The organism is Sphingobacterium sp. UBA5670, from assembly GCF_002420705.1.
GTDB lineage: Bacteria > Bacteroidota > Bacteroidia > Sphingobacteriales > Sphingobacteriaceae > Sphingobacterium.
Genome location: NZ_DIIM01000015.1, coordinates 1 through 741, shown reverse-complemented (window position 1 = coordinate 741; position 741 = coordinate 1). Strand labels below are relative to the sequence as shown.

Annotated in this window: 2 protein-coding genes; both read right to left on the bottom strand. The window is 35.2% G+C overall.

All coding sequences use genetic code 11. From position 1 onward, the window contains the following. Positions 1-284 (bottom strand): hypothetical protein (locus tag B3C94_RS12800; RefSeq protein WP_293904216.1); only part of this gene is annotated, 284 nt, incomplete at its 3' end. 46 nt (positions 285-330) lie between these two features. After that, positions 331-624 (bottom strand): hypothetical protein, encoded by a 294-nt coding sequence (locus B3C94_RS12795; RefSeq protein WP_293904214.1) that lies wholly within the window; start codon positions 622-624, stop codon positions 331-333. Positions 625-741 lie beyond the last annotated feature (117 nt).

Below are 741 nucleotides of genomic sequence, written 5' to 3'. Positions count from 1 at the left end.
AGAAAACCATTCCATTTAAGAGAATCTTGCTGTTCGATCATATATTCCTCGTATGTAGCTTGAACGGGGTCAAGCACCAAGGTCTTAACGGAAAAAGCAGTTATGTTTTTAGGTACTGTTTTGAATATATTAGATGTACTATCGTTGTTACTTCGAAGTAAAAGCATTTGTCTGAATACAGTTTCTCCTGTATCCAGATTAGAAGACCACTTGAAATTGGTATACTCTTGAGAATAGGAAATATAAGAGAAAAATAAGAATAAGGGAAGGATGATATATTTCATATTTAGAAAATTAGGCGGACATCAAGTCCGCCTTCGTAATTAAAACTTAGCTTCCAAAAACTGCACACACTTCAGCACATGTTGTTACAGCCTTGACAGTAGATCCATCTTTACAAGCAGCCCAGGTATTTGTCTCAATACTGCATGTTGCGGGAGATGTACAGTTGGTTACTGTAGCGGTTGCCGAGATACCATGGGCACAATAGCAGCTTGTCGAACAAGTTGATGATCCGCCAGATCCGGAGCCGCCAGATCCTGATGATCCTCCAGTAATTTTAATAAGCTCATCTCTTGATAAGAGCTCCTTTGGATCCAATGATTTGAAATTGATTTTTTTCATTTTTTGGAATTTTAAACTTGGTTTATAATTAAAAGAAAACAAATGCCGTTTTTTATCGCACAACAAGAAATAACACTGTTTTAAAATATATAATATTTATTTTTATTTATAATTGTA